The sequence below is a fragment of the Achromobacter sp. Root83 genome (genome assembly GCF_001428845.1).
In the GTDB taxonomy this organism is placed as follows: domain Bacteria; phylum Pseudomonadota; class Gammaproteobacteria; order Burkholderiales; family Burkholderiaceae_B; genus Achromobacter.
In genome coordinates this window covers 951326-967297 of the sequence record NZ_LMIU01000001.1, presented here as the reverse complement: position 1 = coordinate 967297, position 15972 = coordinate 951326, and the positions used below count along the sequence as shown (strand labels likewise).

At 68.6% G+C, this 15972-nt stretch carries 13 protein-coding genes and 1 pseudogene; 7 read left to right on the top strand and 7 right to left on the bottom strand.

Going from position 1 to position 15972, the window contains the following annotated elements; genetic code table 11:
• The 3 genes from ASE30_RS04360 to ASE30_RS04350 all read right to left on the bottom strand — a co-directional run bounded on the left by ASE30_RS04360 (position 1) and on the right by ASE30_RS04350 (position 5258).
• Positions 1-2625: an AAA family ATPase gene (locus ASE30_RS04360; protein ID WP_057282997.1), complete on the bottom strand. Its 2625-nt coding sequence runs from the start codon at positions 2623-2625 to the stop codon at positions 1-3.
• Positions 2622-3749, bottom strand: coding sequence for a DNA repair exonuclease (locus ASE30_RS04355; protein WP_057282996.1), 1128 nt, complete (start codon positions 3747-3749; stop codon positions 2622-2624). Before ASE30_RS04355 ends, ASE30_RS04360 begins: the two co-directional genes overlap by 4 nt.
• 207 nt (positions 3750-3956) lie before the next feature.
• Complete coding sequence (locus tag ASE30_RS04350; RefSeq protein ID WP_057282995.1) at positions 3957-5258, bottom strand: D-amino acid dehydrogenase; 1302 nt, start codon at positions 5256-5258, stop codon at positions 3957-3959.
• A 136-nt stretch (positions 5259-5394) separates the two neighbouring features.
• Between ASE30_RS04350 and ASE30_RS04345 the strand changes: the two genes are divergently transcribed.
• The 5 genes and pseudogenes from ASE30_RS04345 (at position 5395) to ASE30_RS04325 (ending at position 8051) form a co-directional block, all read left to right on the top strand.
• Entirely contained in the window at positions 5395-5862 is a 468-nt protein-coding gene (locus ASE30_RS04345) for a winged helix-turn-helix transcriptional regulator (protein WP_057282994.1), read from the top strand.
• A gap of 114 nt (positions 5863-5976) precedes the next feature.
• Positions 5977-6630 (top strand): annotated as a pseudogene (locus tag ASE30_RS04340) (DUF502 domain-containing protein); the annotation flags it as partial.
• A 160-nt stretch (positions 6631-6790) separates the two neighbouring features.
• Complete coding sequence (locus tag ASE30_RS04335) at positions 6791-7036, top strand: RNA-binding S4 domain-containing protein (protein WP_057282993.1); 246 nt, start codon at positions 6791-6793, stop codon at positions 7034-7036.
• A 39-nt stretch (positions 7037-7075) separates the two neighbouring features.
• Positions 7076-7651 carry a restriction endonuclease gene (locus ASE30_RS04330; protein WP_057282992.1) on the top strand — a complete coding sequence of 192 codons (576 nt, stop codon included), beginning with the start codon at positions 7076-7078 and terminating at the stop codon, positions 7649-7651.
• A 7-nt stretch (positions 7652-7658) separates the two neighbouring features.
• Positions 7659-8051 (top strand): DUF2784 domain-containing protein, encoded by a 393-nt coding sequence (locus ASE30_RS04325; protein ID WP_057282991.1) that lies wholly within the window; start codon positions 7659-7661, stop codon positions 8049-8051.
• Here the strand turns inward: ASE30_RS04325 and ASE30_RS04320 are convergent.
• From ASE30_RS04320 to ASE30_RS04305, 4 genes are all read right to left on the bottom strand, one after another.
• Positions 8026-9474, bottom strand: a complete 1449-nt coding sequence (locus tag ASE30_RS04320; RefSeq protein ID WP_156407528.1) for a hypothetical protein — start codon at positions 9472-9474, stop codon at positions 8026-8028. The genes ASE30_RS04325 and ASE30_RS04320 overlap by 26 nt on opposite strands.
• Positions 9475-9694: 220 nt before the next feature.
• Positions 9695-10822, bottom strand: a complete 1128-nt coding sequence (locus ASE30_RS04315; RefSeq protein ID WP_057282989.1) for an acyl-CoA dehydrogenase family protein — start codon at positions 10820-10822, stop codon at positions 9695-9697.
• A gap of 141 nt (positions 10823-10963) precedes the next feature.
• The gene (locus tag ASE30_RS04310; protein ID WP_057282988.1) at positions 10964-12784 is read right to left on the bottom strand and encodes a glycoside hydrolase family 15 protein; all 1821 of its coding nucleotides are present in this window, start codon (positions 12782-12784) and stop codon (positions 10964-10966) included.
• Positions 12785-12791: 7 nt separating this feature from the next.
• On the bottom strand, positions 12792-13613 hold the full coding sequence (locus tag ASE30_RS04305; protein WP_057282987.1) for a glucose 1-dehydrogenase: 822 nt from the start codon (positions 13611-13613) through the stop codon (positions 12792-12794).
• Positions 13614-13845: 232 nt separating this feature from the next.
• On the opposite strand from ASE30_RS04305, the gene ASE30_RS04300 reads away from it, so the two are divergent.
• Positions 13846-14742, top strand: coding sequence for an NAD(P)/FAD-dependent oxidoreductase (locus ASE30_RS04300; protein ID WP_057282986.1), 897 nt, complete (start codon positions 13846-13848; stop codon positions 14740-14742).
• A 142-nt stretch (positions 14743-14884) separates the two neighbouring features.
• Positions 14885-15940: a sensor domain-containing diguanylate cyclase gene (locus ASE30_RS04295; RefSeq protein WP_235515189.1), complete on the top strand. Its 1056-nt coding sequence runs from the start codon at positions 14885-14887 to the stop codon at positions 15938-15940.
• The last annotated feature ends 32 nt before the right edge of the window (positions 15941-15972 follow it).

Below are 15972 nucleotides of genomic sequence, written 5' to 3'. Positions count from 1 at the left end.
CTAGCCGATCCTGCGCTGCTCCACCCCCATATCCCGCCATGCCTCGCCATGGCAGGTGAACATCAGGATCTGATGCCGCGTCGCCGCGTCGAACAGCGCGCGCTTCATGAAGTCGCGCCGGGCATCGTCGGTATGCACAAGCGCGTCGTCCAGCACCAGCAAGGTCGGGCGGCCGGCCTCGCGCAGCAGGTCCGCGTAGGCAAAGCGGGCCAGGATGCCCAGTTGTTCGCGCGTGCCGAAGCTCAGCGCGTCCAGCAGGTCTTCGCCGTCGCCGCGGCGCAGCGCGGTGGGCAGCAGCGCGTCGTCCAGGCGCAGCGCGGCCTCGGGAAACAGCAGCGCCAGATAGTGATTCAGGCGGCGGGCCAGCGGCGCCTGCAGACGCTGCGTGGCCGCGGCGCGCTTGTCGGCCAGCAGCTTCAGCAGCAGTTCGAGCGCGGCGGCGCGGCGCGCGAACTCGTCGCGGCGGCGTTCCAGGCGTTCGCAGGCGGCATCCGCTTCCGACAGGCGTTCGCCCAGGCCCTGGGCGCCGGCCTGGTCCAGCTTGCCCTGCAACTGCAGGATGTCTCCGTGGCGCTTGTGCTGGGCCTCGCGTTCGATGGCGGCGGACTTTTCAAAACGCTGGACATCCTGCTCGGCGAGTTCGGGCCGGTGTTCGGCCAGCGCGGCCTGTGCTTCGCGCACGCGCCGTTCCAGCTCGTCGTGCGCGCTGCGCGCCTCGGCCAGCCGGCCCGCGCGGGATTGCCGTTGCGCCGCCCGTTCGGGTGACTGCACTTCGGCGCCGCGCGCCGTGGCCTGGCCTTCCAGCAATTGGGCGCGGGCGCCGTCGGCGTCAAGCGCGCGCTGCGCGGCCGCCAGCGTCTTCTCGGCCTGGGCCGCGACAGCCTCGGCTTCGCGCAGGGCCTGGGCGGCGGCGGGCAGGTCGTCGCCGTCCGATTCCACCGCGGCGGGCAGCTTGGACAGGCGCTCCCGCAGTTGGGTCTGACGCGCCAGCGCCTCGTCGCGCTGATTGCGCAAGGCATCCACGCCCTTGGGCGCATGGATGCCCAGGGTCTTGCGCATGCCGTCCAGTTCACGCAACAGGGCGCTGTAGCGGGCGTGACGCTGTTCGGCCTCGGCCAGCGTGTCCACGCCCGCGCGTTTGAGCAATGCGGCGCAGCCCGCCTCGGCCTGCGCCAGATCGCGCTTCAAGGCGGGCAGGTCCTGCCCTCCCGGCTCGATGTGGAACCGGCCCACGCCGGGCAGAACCAACTCCGCGGCCGCCGTCAGCAGCACCTCGTCGGCGCCGGTGAGCGGCCTGCCGTCCAGCATCGCCTGCTGTCCCGCGTCGAGTTGGTAGCGCAGGCGCGTGGCGATGGCCTGTTGCTGCAATTGCAGGTTGTTGAGTTCGCGCGTGGCCTTGCGCAATGCCTCGATCTCGGCATCGGCAATCTCGAGGCGCACGGCCTCGGACTTCAGCGCGGAGCCTTGTTCGATCAGGGCCGTGGCGTCCTTCAAGGCGCCATCCAGGCGTTCGATCTCGGGGCCCAACGGGGTCAGTTGAGCATTCAGGTCGCGCCGGTCGGCCAGCGCCTGCACCAGGACCACGCGCTGGCGGGCCGCCTCCACGGAGGCGGCATGCGCCTGCCGCTGTTGCTGCGCGCGCGCCAGAGACTCCTGCGCGGCCTGCACCTGGGCACGCGCTGCCCGCGCGTCGCGCATCAGCGTCTGAAGTTCGGTTTCGTCCTGCTGGTCGCGCCGGACCTGGTCCTGCAGCAAGGTCAGGGTTTGCGCGGCCTGGGCCTGTTCGCGGCGCAGGCCGTCGAAGGCCTCGCGTTCCTTGGCCAAGGCGGCCAGGCGCAAGCGGGCTTGCGCCGCCTTGGAATCGAAGTCCTTCCAGGGTTCGGCGGCCTGGGCGCGCTCGTGTTCGCGCCGCAGTTCCGCGAGCCGGTCCACGTCGGCGTTGAGCTGCGCCATCGCCTGCGCGCAGGCTTCGCGGTCGGCCAAGGCGCGCGCCAATGCGTCCTCGGCCTCTTTGTAGACGCCCTTCGGCCGGCCATTGCGCGCATCCAGCAGCGCGCCGCGTTCGGCCGACACGCGCTCGTAGAGGCGGTCGCCGTCGCCGGAGGCGAGCTCGCCCGATAGCTGCGTCAACGCATCGCGCAAGTGCGCGCCGGCGAAGCCCGCCGCCTCTTGCAGGTTTTGGCCATCGCCCTGCTGGATCCACAACAGGCCGGGGATGCCCGCCAGATCGGGCTTGCTCTGCCCGCGTCCGGACAGCTCGAAACCCAGCAGCGCGGCCAGCGCGTTTTCGGCTTCTTCGCCATCCAGGCGCTGCGCGCCATCGTCGATCAGCAGCTCGCAACGCGCGCGCGAAAGGAACTGTTTTTTCAGCACATAGCCATGCCCGGCATGCGTGAAGGCCAGTTCGACACTGGGCCGGGCGCCGGACTCGCCGCGCGGGGCCAGGTCCGCCACCTTGCTGGTGCTGTAGCGTTCCAGGAAGGCCGCGCGCAACGCGGCGGCCACCGTGCTCTTGCCGGCCTCGTTGGGGCCGACGAACAGATTCAGGCCGTCTTGCAGGCCGTCCAGCGCCAGGGGCTGGCGGAACTTGCGGAATTCTTCCAGGACGATGCGAGAGAGCTTCATGACGTGGCTCCCGGCGCCGCGCTTTCACGCTGATACCGCAGCAGCAGGCGCAGCGCCTCCCCCGCCACGGCGGACTGGGCGGCATCGCCCTGCAATGCCTGAAGCTGCGCCGCGACCTCGCCCACGTAGCCGCTGGCGCGCAGTTCGGCCAGGTCCGCCTCGTCGGGTTCCAGCCGCAGGCCGGACAGGTCCGGCAGCAGGGCCCGGACCTGCGCGGCGGCCTGGTCCACGGCGCGCTGCAGCGCGTCCCAGGTTTCCATGTTGACGTGGCCCTGCACGTCCAGGCGCAGCACATCTTCGGCGCGCAACGCGGCCATGCGTTCGGCCAGCGCCTGCGCATCCGTGGGCAGGCTCAGCGTCTCGGACCAGGCCGACCAGCGGTATCTGCCGGTTGCCACGCGCTCCACCAGCGGCGTCGCGCCGGGCGCGGCGATGCGCACGTCCAGCACATAGCCGGGCTCGTTGCCGCGGAAGCGGTCCTGCTCGGGCGTGCCGGCATACCAGGTGCGGTCGTCCACGGACAGGCAGCCGTGCCAGTCGCCCAACGCCAGATAGTCCAGGCGCGCCCGGGCCGCGCGGTCCGCAGCGATCGGGTTGGTGGCGTCGATGGTGTCCGGCAACCGGCCGGCGACGCTGCCGTGCGCCAGGCCCACGCGCACGCGGCCGGGTTCGGACTCCAGGGTGTCGAAGGCCTGGGTGACGTCGTCGTAGGTATGGCGCTGCGTCAGCGGCGCGGCGAGGACGGCAAGATTGATCGCCGCCAGGTCCACCACGCCGGTGCGCAGCGGCGCATGGACGTTGGAGGGAATGCAGCCCAACTGCATCGCGCGGCTCCAGACGCTGTCGGCCAGCGCGGCGTCGTGGTTGCCGGCGATCATCACCCAGGGACCGGCATAGCCGGCCATGGCGGCGAACAGCCGGCGGATCGTGCGGTCCGACACGCCCTGCGTATCGAACACGTCGCCGGCCACCAGCACCGCGTCCACGCCGCGCTCGGCGGCCAGCGCGGCGATGCGCGCCACGACGTCAAAGCGCGCCTCGGCCAGCATCGCGGCGTCGTCAATTTCGAACTGGCCGTATTGCCGGCCGATCTGCCAGTCGGCAGTATGCAGAAAATGAGTCATGCGCGGATTTTGGCATAGAGGCAAGTAGAAATGGGGCCCCCACGCTGCACTCGCTGCGCTCGCTTGCTGCCCCCCGAGGGGGCTGCCCCGCCTTGGGGCGGCCCGGCGGCGGGGCGGCTGTATCGGGCCCCCACGCCGCGCACGCGTCGCGTGCTTGCTGCCCCCCGAGGGGGCTGCCCCGCCTTGGGGCGGCCCGGCGGCGGGGCGCTACGCGCGTTTGCCGTCCAGCACGAGCGGCTGGCTGGATCCGGCGCTGCGCTCGTAGCGCGACAGGCCGAGGCCGTCCGTGCGGATGGCGGGGCGTTGGCCCATGACCAGGTCGGCGACGAGCTTGCCGGAGCCGCAGGCCATGGTCCAGCCCAGCGTGCCGTGGCCGGTGTTCAGATACAGGTTGCCGTAACGGGTCGGGCCGACGACCGGCGTGCTGTCCGGCGTCATGGGACGCAGCCCGGTCCAGAACTCGGCCTGCGCGACGTGCCCGCTGCCGGGGAACAGGTCGTTGACCACCAGTTCCAGCGTCTTGCGGCGCGCGTCCTTCAGGCGCAGGTCGAAGCCGGACAGCTCGGCCATGCCGCCCACCCGGATGCGCTGGTCGAAACGCGTCACCGCGATCTTGTAGGTCTCGTCCAGGATGGTCGACACCGGCGCGGCCGATTCGTCCTTCATGGGAATGGTCAGCGAATAGCCCTTGACCGGATACACCGGCAGATCCAGGCCCAGCGGCTCCAGAAAGCCCCGGGTGTAGCTGCCGAAGGCAGCCACATAGCGATCCGCCGTCAGCACTTCGCCGCCGACCCGCACGCCGGTGATCTGGCCCCCCACGCTGTCCAGGCCCGACACCGTCTGGTTGTAGCGGAAGTCCACGCCCAGGGCGGCGGCCATGTCGGCCAGCCGCTTCGTGAACAACTGGCAGTCGCCGGTTTCGTCGTTCGGCAGGCGCAGACCGCCCGAGAGCTTGTGGACCGAATGCGCCAGCGCGGGCTCGGCCGTCACGAGACGGTTGCGGTCCAGCAGTTCGTAGGGAACGCCCACTTCTTCGAGCACGGCGATGTCGCGGCGCGCCGCTTCCATCTGCGCGTCCGTGCGGAATAGCTGCAAGGTGCCGCGGGTGCGCTCTTCGTAGTGGATGCCGGTCGAGGCGCGCAGTTCGCGCAGGCAATCGCGGCTGTACTCGGACAGGCGCAGCATGCGTTCCTTGTTGACCGAGTAGCGGTCCGCGGAACAGTTGGCCAGCATGGCCGCCATCCATTTGAGCTGGTACAGGCTGCCGTCAAGGCGGATCGCCAGCGGCGCATGCTTCTGGAACAGCCACTTGATGGCTTTCAGCGGAATGCCGGGCGCGGCCCACGGCGTGGAATAGCCCGGGGAGACCTGGCCGGCGTTGGCGTAGCTGGTTTCCTGGGCCGCCGCGGGCTGGCGGTCCAGCACCGTCACTTTGGCGCCCTGGCGGGCCAGGTAATAGGCGGTCGTGGTGCCGATAACGCCGCTGCCGAGGACGATCACATGCATGATTCTTTCCAGTGTTTGGTTTTGTACAGGAATTTCGGTAGTCTATGGGCCTCCAGGCAGTGAAAAGCACTGAAGATTTTCGTTTGCCAGTGCTTTTTCTCGGGCCGCCCCCGTTTTATGATCGCCAAAAGTGAAAATGCGCGACCTCGACCGTATCGACCTGAAAATCCTGGAAATCCTGCAGCGCGAAGGCCGCATTTCGGTGACTGAATTGGCCGAGCGGGTCAGCCTTTCAGCCACTCCTTGCTCCGACCGCGTCAAGCGCATGGAGCGCGAGGGCGTCATCACGGGTTACCATGCGCGCGTCAACCCGGCGGCGCTGGGCAAGAACCTGCTCGTTTTCCTGGAGATCAAGCTGTCGGCCAAGTCCGGCGACGTCTTCGACAAGGTCAAGAAAGAGCTGCTGTACGTGCCCGAAGTCATGGAATGCCACCTGGTGTCGGGTGACTTCGATTACCTGGTCAAAGCCCGCCTGACCGAAATGAATGAATACCGCCGTCTTCTGGGCGAAATCCTCAAACGTCTGCCCGCGTCCGCCGAGTCGCGCAGCTACGTGGTCATGGAGGAAATCAAGGAGACCCTGTTCTTGCCGGTCGACCGGTAGTACCGGCCCCCGCCCGCCACGCGGTTTTGTTACCCGGCTGCCATTCGCCGGCTGCTATGCTGGCGGCCCCCGGCACGCCATGCATCGCTGTCCGACCCCAATTTGCCATTGCCTATGACCCGTCTCTACAAATATTTCTTCCGCGGCCTGATCACCGTCCTGCCGCTGGCGCTGACGATCTACCTGCTCTATATCTTCCTGGCCTGGACGGAATCCGTCGCGCTGACCTTCCTGCGCCCGTTCATCGGCGGCTTCTATGTGCCGGGCATGGGTCTGGCGCTGGGCATCCTGGGCATCCTGGCGATCGGCTATCTCGTGTCGAAGGAACGCGTGCAGCGGGTGCTGACGCTGGTGGAAATGCCGTTCACCAACCTGCCGGTGGTCAAGAGCATCTATTCGTCCTTGAAGAGCTTCGCCGATTATTTTTCGCCCAGCTCCAAGAACACGGCCCAGCAGGTGGTGATTCTGCGCGTGCCGGGCCAGCAACTGGAATTGGTGGGCCTGGTCACCCGGCGCGGCATGGAAGGCCTGCCCGAAGGCTTCACGCAGGGCGATCGCGTCGCCGTCTATTTGCCGATGGGCTACATGATCGGCGGCTACACGGTCTTCGTCCCGCAGGACTGGGTCCAGCCCATCCAGATGTCGGTCGAAGAGGCCATGCGCTCGTCGCTGATCGCCTGGATGGCGCGCGCCGAAACCAACAACCGCCCGGCGCCGGCCGCCGCGCCCCAGGGGCCGGCCGAGGAGGCCGCTGCGGCGGGCAATCCGGGCACCCCTGGAACCCCTGGAACCCCTGGCACCTCTGGCAATCCCGGCAATCCCGGTAACCCTGGCAATCCCGGCGCCTCCGGCCCCGGCGTCCCCGGCAATACCAATGGCGACCGCCCGGCCTGAGCGCCCCGCCCCTGATCTCACTGACTCGCGCGATATGCCCATCATCGAATTCACCCTTGCCGACGGCAGCCCCTATATTGAAATCAACCAGTTGCTCAAGGCCACCGGCGTGTGCGACAGCGGCGGCGCGGGCAAGATGCTTGTTGCCGACGGCCATGTCAGCGTCGGCGGCGTGGTGGAAACGCGCAAGACGGCAAAGATCCGCGGCGGACAGATCGTGACCTGCGGCGACGTGCGCATCGTGGTGCGCGCCTTTGACGCCGCGGGCAACGACGCCTGATCCGGCCCGATCCCCTTTACCGCACCGCCGCGAGCCGCCATGAAACTCAAGATGTCCCAGAACTCCATCTTCGCCGTCCTGCTGCGCTCACCGTGGTGGATGGGCGCGGGCGTGGCCCTGCTGCTGTGCGTGGGCGGCTTTGCCGCCCTGCCCCTGGATTACGCCGCGATGGGCGTGTTTGCCGCCGTGCCGTTCGCCGTGATTTCGATCATGGCGGCCTACAAGCAGTTGCGCGCGCCATCCGGCACGCGCGTGCAGGCCGTGGCCGAGGCCACCGCCGCCATGTCCTGGGCGGACTTCTCGAAGACCGTCGAAGCCGGTTTCCGGCGTGACGGCTGCGAAGTCGAACGCCTGCAACTGCCCGGCGCGGATTTTGCGCTGAGCAAGGACGGCCATGTGGCCATCGTCAGCGCCAAGCGCTGGAAGGCCGCCCGCGTCGGCGTGGAGCCGCTGCGCGACCTGCAGGCCGTGCGCGAGAAGCGCGGCGCCCGCGAAGCCATCTATATCGCGCTGGGCGATGTGTCCGACAACGCGCTGCAATACGCGAAGTCGCAGGGCGTGTCCCTGATGACGGCGCCGGAATTGACCAAGCTTCTGCGCGACCTGAAGATCTGAAGCCCCGATGACCTATCGCATCCTTGCCGACCTGGTGCTCGTCGCGCACGGCCTTTTCGTCGCCTTCGTGATGTTCGGCGGCCTTCTGGCGCTGTGCAAGCCCCGGGCCGCCTATCTGCATCTGCCGGCGCTGGCCTGGGGCGCCATGGTGATCGGCATGGGCTGGATCTGCCCCCTGACCCCGCTCGAGGTGTCGCTGCGCGAGCGGGCCGGCCAGGAAGGCTATGCCGGCGGCTTCATCGAGCATTACGTCCTGGGCCTCATCTATCCCGAGGGCATCACCAGAACCACGCAGATCGTGCTGGCCGCGCTGCTGATCGTGGGCAATATCGCCGTCTACGCGCTGTGGGCGCGCCGCCGCGCCCGTAACCGGATCAAGCCCGCGCCGACGCGCTCCTGACGGCGGGTTCGACGGTGCCCAGCAACGCACTGTCCGGAAACCCGGCCGGCGCGCTGCATTCGTCGAACACCAGCACCCGCTGGCCCGCGAAATCAAATCCGCGCGCAGGCAGCGAGGGCTCGGCGGGCCGCTGCATCGTTCGGCCGAAAGCCATCACTTCCCTGGCCGGCGCTTGCGGCAGGCTGTCGGCCAGACGGGCGCAGTCCCAGGCCGTCGTCTCTTGCAAGGGGCCCGCCAAGGGATGGACCGCGCAGCGCATGGGTTCCACGTTCTTGATGCCCTGCCCGTGCTGCCACAACAGCAGGGTGAAGTCCGCATAGTCCATGGCGACCGCCCCCGCAACCAGGCGGTCTTCGGTGATGCGCTCGGCCAGCACGGGCAAGCCTGGCGACGAACGCTTCTTGCCACGGCCGGCCGCCGCCCCGTAGGTCACGCGCCACAAGCTGCTGTCCCGATGCCTGATGCTCAGCTTGTCGTTGCTGGCATGCAGCCAGAACTCCCCGCCTTCCCCCGCTGCGTCCGCGCGCCAGGCCAGCACGCGCCAATGGCCCTTGGGGATGCGCAGCGCCACGGCTTGCGTCAGCCGCGCCTCGGCAAGATCCAGCAAGCACAGGCGCGTGGCCCCTGCCATGGTCAGCAGGGTCACGACCTGCGTATCGTCATAGGCCCGTGCGTGCATCGCGCCCGTCAGCACCGTATCCATTGGCAATGCGCCTTCCGCGCCCTCGATGGGACGCCACGCTTGCGGGACGCCTTGCCGGTCGGCGGCCACGTGCAGCCGGCGATGCGTGTTCAGGTAGGCATCCGCTTCCGAGACCGTCTCGGGCAGCGTGTCGCGCAGCGCCAGCCAATGGCCGCCATCAGGAAACTGCGCGGCATGCAGCGAATTGCAGAACGGTTCATGGTGCGCCGGCGCCGCGCGCGTATTCAGGCGAGGCCGCCCGTCCGCTTCCAGCGCAATCTCTATCCGGAACCAGTCGGCCACGCCCGAGGTCAGCACAACGCCGCCCCCATGCGCGCCCGGGTAGCGGCGCGTGGCCCGTTGCTCTACCGCCAGCATCGCGCGCAAGCCTTGCGCGTCCCGATGCAGGCAATGCAACTGCGCGGCGTAGATGTCGCCGTGGCGCTCGATATCGCCGGACTGCGCGCCCGGCTGCCCCGCCGGCAGTTCGACCGGCTGGAAGTGCGTGGCCAGCAGCGTCCAATCGCTATCGGCCACCGCCAGCCCGAAGCCCTGCGCGCCGCGCGGTCCGGTCAGCCACGCCACCATCAGCAGATGGCTCCCCAGCACGCAATGCGCCAACCAGCGCAGCCCGACACCCGGGCCGTCGGGCAATTGCCGGACGGCCGGCGCATTGTCAACGGGAAAGAAGTCGGCCGTGCGCACGCGCAGCCGGGGGTGGAAGGACAGCGGTTCAGTCATGGATTCCACGGCGTGATTCAACAGTCAGACCGGGATTATGCATAAAGCGGAAATGGGCGGCTGGCTTTTCATGCCCGGCAAGCGGCGCTGCGGCAACGCGGCGCACGCCGATGCCGCAGCCCAATCATTCGCCGTTGCCGTCCGCTAGCCGAGGTTCCGGTTGCGGTACAGCCGAATCGCCAGCGGCCGATGCCAGAAGCCCATGCCGCATGACGCCCGCCTACAAGCTGCGCGCGATCACCAGCCGCTGGATATCGCTGGTGCCTTCGTAGATCTGGCACACGCGCACGTCCCGGTAGATGCGTTCCACGGGGAAATCCTTCAGATAGCCATAGCCGCCCAGCGTCTGGATCGCGGCCGAACAGACCTTTTCGGCCATCTCCGAGGCGTACAGCTTGGCCATCGACGCTTCCGTCAGGGCTGGCCGTCCGGCCTCGCGCAGCGCGGCGGCGTGCAGCACCATCTGCCGCGCGGCGTGGATCTGCGTCGCCATGTCGGCCAGCCGGAACGCAACGGCCTGATGCTCGATGATGGGTTTTCCGAAAGCCTGGCGGTCATGGGCGTAGTCGCGCGCGCATTCGAAGGCGGCGCGCGCCATGCCCACCGATTGCGACGCGATGCCGATGCGGCCGCCCTCCAGGTTGGACAGCGCGATCTTGTAGCCCTCGCCTTCCGCGCCCAGCCTGAAGGCAGCGGGGATACGCAAGTCCTCGAACGCGATCTGGCACGTATCGGAAGCGTGCTGGCCCAGCTTGTCCTCTACCCGCAGGACCTTGTAGCCCGGCGTATCGGTGGGCACGATGAACGCGGAAATGCCGCGCTTGCCCGCGTCGGCGTCGGTCACCGCGAACACGATCACGGTCTGTCCATTGCGGCCCGAGGTGATGAATTGCTTGGCGCCATTGAGGACGTAGCCGTCGCCATCGCGCCGCGCGCGGGTGTGCAGGCTGCTGGCGTCCGAACCCGCCTGCGGTTCGGTCAGCGCGAACGCGCCGATGTGTTCGCCGCGCGCCAGGGGCCGCAGGAATTGTTCTTTCTGGGCGTCGGTCCCGAACTTCAGGATGGGCATGCAGCCGACCGAATTGTGGACGCTCATGATGGTGGAGCACGCGCCGCTGCCAGCCGCGATCTCTTCCAGCGCGACGGCATACGAGATATAGCCGCTGTCGTTGCCGTCCCAGGCCTCCGGCACGAGCATGCCGAAAAACCCCAGTTGCGCCATCTCCGCGATGGCGTCCGCGGGATAGTGATGGTCCCGGTCCCAGCGTTCGGCATTCGGCGCCAGACGTTCCTGGGCAAACCGGCGCGCCATTTCCTGGACGCTCAGTTGTTCTTCGGTCAGTAGCATGCTTGTCTCTCCGGGGTGCGGTGGCCGGCGGGCGCGCGCGGGCGCCGCCAGGCTCTGTCTGTGCAAGGCGGGCCCGCGGGAGGCGCCGCACGATTGCCAGAATACACCGCCGCGTGGACGCTGCGGACGGACGCGGACACGCTACTCGCGCGGCGCGTGCTGCCCGGCGCGCTGCTGGGCCGGACCCATCGCGCGGCCAAGGTTGTAGGCGGTGTTCACCAGGCCGATATGCGAAAAACCCTGCGGAAAATTGCCGACCAGCCGGCGCTGCACGACGTCGTACTCTTCGGACAACAGGCCCAGGTCGTTGCGCAGCCCCAGCAGCCGGTCGAACAAGCGTTCGGCATCGCCCAGGCGGCCTTGCATCACATAGGCGTCCGCCAGCCAGAAGCTGCACGCGATGAACACGCCCTCGTCGCCCTCCAGTCCGTCGTCGGTATGCTCGGTGGAGTAACGGCGCAACAGCCCGCCATGCAGCAGCTCGCGTTCGATGGCATGCACCGTGCCCGCGACGCGCGGATCGCTGGCGGGCAGAAAGCCCACCTGGGGAATCAGCAGCAGGCTGGCGTCGAGCGCGGACGATCCATAGCTCTGCACGAAACACCCCCTGGCCGGGTCGTAGCCGCCCTCGCATATGTCCTTGCGAATCCGTTCGCGCAGCCGCCGCCACGCCGCCACCGGCCCCTGCAATCCGAAACGCTCGCACGCCTTGACCGCGCGGTCGAACGCCACCCAGCACATCAGCCGCGAATGCGTGAAGGCCCGGCGTGCGCCGCGCACCTCCCAGATGCCGTGATCCAGCTCGCGCCAGCGGTGTTCCAAGGGCTCCAGCAGCACCTTTTGCAGACGCCATGCCTCGGCCAGCGGCGCCAGGTCGGCCACGCGCGCGGCGTACAGGGTCTCGATCAGTTCGCCATAGATGTCGAGCTGGCTCTGCCCCGCGGCGCCGTTGCCCCTGCGCACTGGCAGGCTGGACTCATAGCCCGGCAGCCAGGGGATTTCCAGCTCGGGCAGCCAGCGTTCTCCGGCGATGCCATACATGATCTGAAGCTGGTCTGGGTGCCCGGCCACCGCCCGCAACAGCCATTGGCGCCAGGCCTCCGCCTCTTCGCGGTAGCCGGCGTTGAGCAAGGCATACAGGGTTAGCGCGGAATCGCGCAGCCAGCAGTGGCGATAGTCCCAGTTGCGGCTGCCGCCCAGCGACTCCGGCAACGAGGTCGTCGGCGCCGCGATGATCCCGCCCGTGGGCTGGAAGGTCAGCAGCTTCAAGGTGATCAGCGACCGCACCACCGCATCCCGCCTTGGGCCTTCGGGGCCATCCCAATGGCAGCGCTTGGCCCATTCCTGCCACCAGGAGATCGTCCTGTTCATGCTTTCGACGCGGTCGGGCACGAAATGCGGCGTGCGGTGCGAGCGGTGATACGACAGGGTGAACGGCACCACCCGGTCCTGGTGCACGGTGAAGCGCGCCGTCGTCTTCATGTCGTGCCCTTCGAGCTCGACGGGGGTGTGCAGTTCCACCGCGTCGGGCCCCGCGATGGCGTTCAGGCCGTAATCGCGCCGCCGCACCCAGGGCACGGACTGGCCGTAGTTAAAGCGCAGCACCAGCTCCATGTCCATCTGCACGTGCCCGGATTCGCCGCGCACGACGCGCACCACGTCCACGCGTTCGTCATCGTCGCTGAGCGGCATGAAGTCGTACAGCAGCACCACGCCCGTGCGGGTTTCGAAGCGCGTTTCCAGCACCGCGGTATCCGGCACGTAGCGCCGCAGCGTCTCCTTGACCTTGCCATGGGGCGCGATGCGCCAATGCCCATGGCTCTCGTCGCCCAGCAGCGCCGCGAAGCACGCCGGCGAATCGAAATGCGGCAGGCAGAGCCAGTCGATGGAGCCGTCGCGCGCCACCAGCGCGGCGGACAGCATGTTGCCGATGAGTCCGTAGTCTTCGAGGGGTTTGGACATGGCGGCGTTATCCGGCGCCACGGAATTCGGGATACAGCGTCATGCCGCCGTCGACGAACAAGGTCGTGCCCGTCACGTAGTCCGATGCATCGCCGGCCAGCCACACGGCCGCGCGCGCCACGTCTTCGGGTTCGCCGATGCGGCCGTAGGGGATCAGCTTGAGCAGATTGGCCAGGCTTTCCGGCGTATCCCAGGCGGGCTGGTTGATCGCGGTGCGGATCGCCCCCGGCGCGATGGCATTCACGCGGATCCGGCTGGGCGCCAGTTCCTGCGCCAGGGATTTCATCAGCATCGACAGCCCGCCCTTGGAGGCGGCGTAGTTCACCTGGAACGCCCAGGGAATCACTTCATGGACCGAGCTGATGAACAGGATGTTGCCCAGGGCCAGGCCCTGCCGGGCAGGATCGGCGGCCTGACCCTGGAACGTCCGGGCGGCCGCCCGGGCGCACAGGAAATGCCCCGTCAGGTTCACATCGATCACGCGCTGCCAGTCGGCCAGCGTCATGTCGGCAACCGGAGACGGATGTTCGATGCCCGCGTTGTTGACCAGGATGTCCAGCCGCCCGAAGTGCTGGACCGCCTGCGCGAACAGGTGGTCGACCTCCGCTTCCCGGCTGATGTCGGCGGCGGCGGTCACGGCCGAACCGCCGCTGCGCTGGATGATTTCGACGACCGCCGCCGCCCGGGCCTGGGAATCGCCGCCGCCGCGATGGTTGACCACCACCCGCGCCCCCGCCGCCGCCAGGCCGATCGCCGTGGCGCGTCCGATGCCCGAAGACGCCCCCGTCACCACGGCCACCCGGCCGCGTAGTTCAGTCGCGTGCTGCATGCCAGCCTCCTGGGCGGTCGGCGCGCAAGAAAACGGGGCGACCGCCGGGTGTAGAGGATTTCAGGGTAGTCCCGGGACCCGGGGCGGCGCAACCCGGACGCGGGACCCGGCTCCCGCAGCTCCTTCCGCGCACCCGTTCCCATATGAAACATCATAAGTTGCATAAACGCGTGCCCCGCCATATCATGCAACTTGATAAGTATCGAAACAGTCATCGAAGAGGACTATCCGTATGGACTATGACGTCATCATCGTGGGCGGAAGCTTTGCCGGCCTTTCCGCCGCCATGCAGTTGGCCCGCGCCCGCCGCCGTATCCTGCTGGTCGATGCGGGCCAGCCCCGCAACCGCTATGCCGCGCACGCGCATGGCTTTCTTGGGCAGGACGGCACGCCGCCGCACGAGATCGTGGCCCAGGCGCGCGCGCAGCTTGCCCGCTATCCGACCGTGGAATTCCTGGACGGCGAGGCGGTCGATGCCGCCGCGCGGGACGGCGGCTTTGAACTCGCGATGGCCAGCGGGCAACGCGTACGGGCCTCGCGCCTGATCCTGGCCATCGGCATGCGCGATGAACTGCCGTCCCTGCCCGGCCTGGAGGCGCGGTGGGGCCAGACCGTGCTGCATTGCCCCTACTGCCATGGCTACGAAGTCGCCGGCCAGCCGCTCGGCGTCATGGCCACGCATCCGATGTCCGTGCATCAGGCGATGCTGCTGCCCGACTGGGGGCCGACCACCTACTTCACGCAAGGCGAGTTCGAGCCCGCACCCGATGAGGCCAAGGCGCTTGCGGCGCGCGGTGTGCGGTTGGAGCGCTCGCCCATCGTGCAATTGCGGGGCGCGGCGCCCGCCCTGACCGGCGTGACGCTGGCCGACGGCCGCCAGTTGCCGATCCACGCGCTGTTCGTGGCCAGCAAGGCGCACATGGCCAGTCCGCTGGCGATGCAGCTTGGCTGCGCGTTCGACAGCGGCCCGATGGGGCCGGTGATCCGCGTGGACGAATTCAAGCAGACGACGGTGGCCGGCGTCTTTGCCGCGGGCGACGCGGCCACGCCCATGTCGAACGCCACGCTGGCCAGCGCTTCGGGAGTCATGGCCGGCGTCTGCGCGCACCGTTCGCTGGCATTCGCGTAGAGGCCCCGCGCGCGGGTTCGAGCGTGCGTCCCCAGACCTGCGCGCGAAGGCGCCGGCGTGCATAATGGCGGCATGCCCGGGCCGCCCTCCGTCGGAGCACGGGCCAGGTGTCCATCCGACCATGCCGCCAGGAGACGCCGTGCTGGATCCGATACTCGCCGAACTGTCGACGGCCCTTCCGGGGGCCAAGTCGGTGGAACAATTGACCCGGCCGCTGCTCGACATGCTGGGCGCCGTCACGGGACTGGAATCCACCTATCTCACGTCGATCGACCTGAAGGCCGATCTGCAGCACATCCGCTACGCGCGCAATGCCGGCGGACTGATGATTCCCGAGGGGCTGTCCGTGCCCTGGGACGATACGCTCTGCAAGCGCGCGCTGGACGAAGGCCGCATGTGCACCAGCGATGTTTCGCTATGCTGGCCCGATTCCGGCGCCGCCCGCGAGCTGGGCATACAAACCTATGTCAGCGCGCCCGTGCGCACCGACGACGGCGTGCTGTTCGGGACACTGTGCGCGGCCAGCGCCACGCGGCACCAGATCACCCCGCAAGCGGAATCGGTGTTGAAGCTGTTTTCCAGCGTGATCGCCAGCTTTCTCGAACGCGAGATGCTGATGGAACAGCTGCACGCCGCCAACGTGCAGCTCATGTCGTACGCGCTGACCGATACGCTGACCGGCCTGCCCAACCGGCGCGCGCTCTATGAATCGCTGGAACGCCTGCAGGCGCGCGCCATCCGCGAAGGCGGCAGCGTGCTGGTCGGCGTTATCGATCTGGATGGTTTCAAGGGCATCAACGACACCTATGGCCACCAGGGCGGAGACCTGTTCCTGCAAGAGGTGTCGCGGCGGATCGCGGCGGCGCTGCGCTCGTCGGACATGCTGGGACGACTGGGCGGCGACGAGTTCGTGCTGATCGGCCCGGGCCCGGTCCTTGCCAAGGGCGACGCCGCCCCGGGCGGCGAGGCGCAACGCGGCGAAGCGGAAGAAGCGGCCCGCACCCTTGAAGAGCGCGCCGCGGCCGCCACCGTCGGGAAGTACCAGATCGGCGACCAGGTCGTCCGCTACGAAGGCGCCAGCGTCGGCGTGGTGGCGCTGGACCCGAAGGGGCTGGACGCCGAAGCCGCCGTCCGCCGGGCCGATGCGCGCATGTACGAGATCAAGCACGCCCGCAAGGGCTCGCGCACCATCCACTAGCTTGCGTAAGCCCACCTGGCGGCTGGCCGCCA